This is a genomic window from Synechococcus sp. OH2 (genome assembly GCF_047462155.1).
In the GTDB taxonomy this organism is placed as follows: domain Bacteria; phylum Cyanobacteriota; class Cyanobacteriia; order Thermostichales; family Thermostichaceae; genus Thermostichus.
Genome location: NZ_JANSIR010000117.1, coordinates 9,988 through 10,714 on the forward strand (window position 1 = coordinate 9,988; position 727 = coordinate 10,714).

Consider the following 727-nt stretch of genomic DNA (forward strand, 5'->3'; position numbering starts at 1 on the left):
CCCGCCTGGCTGAGAAGCTGCGGCCTGCCGCTGGGGCCGACGGGATCCCTGCTGGTGGATGAGTGCCTGCGGGTGCAGGGGGCAGAGCGCATCTTGGCCTTAGGGGACTGCGCCGACTTTGTCTGGGGATCCCGTCTCTTGCCCAAGATCGGCGTGTACGTGGTGTGCCAGGGGCCGATTGCAGCACAAAACCTGCTGCGGCTCATCCGCGGCCAACCCCTGCTTCCCTACCGACCCCAGGCCACTGTGTTTGTCTGCGTTACGGTGGGAAACCGGGTTGCCGTCGCCGAGAAGGGCAGGTGGGTCTGGCGCGGCTACCTGGCCACGCTGCTGAAAAACCTGTTCGATTGGCTCTACATGCGCCAACGCAAGCCCGTGCGCTGGCAGACGTTTTTCTACTAAATCTCTACAGAGAACGGGGTTAAGATTAAGTTACAGACTGGCCGGAATGGGCTAGCTTCCTTGGCTTCTCGATCTCGACCCTATCGCCCTTCAATCCTCAAAAGCTCTTGACGCTCTCCGGCCCAAGCAGCGACCCAGCGGGAACAACAATGCCTCTCGATAACCTGCGCGGACTCTATCAGCAAGTCATTCTGGAGCGGTACAAAAAGCCCCGCAACTTCGGCAAAGTGGATCCGGTTCATCGCCACCAACGCGGCCACAACCCTTCCTGTGGCGACACCATCGACCTCACCTTGCAACTGGATCCGGATCAAGAGCGAATTGT

Annotated in this window: 1 protein-coding gene and 1 pseudogene; both read left to right on the plus strand. The window is 60.1% G+C overall.

Annotation, left to right across the window (positions count from 1 at the left end):
- Positions 1–402, plus strand: a pseudogene (locus NW835_RS12650) (hypothetical protein); the annotation flags it as partial.
- A 149-nt stretch (positions 403–551) separates the two neighbouring features.
- Positions 552–727: iron-sulfur cluster assembly scaffold protein (locus tag NW835_RS12655; RefSeq protein ID WP_414415501.1), on the plus strand; the 176-nt coding region annotated here is incomplete at its 3' end.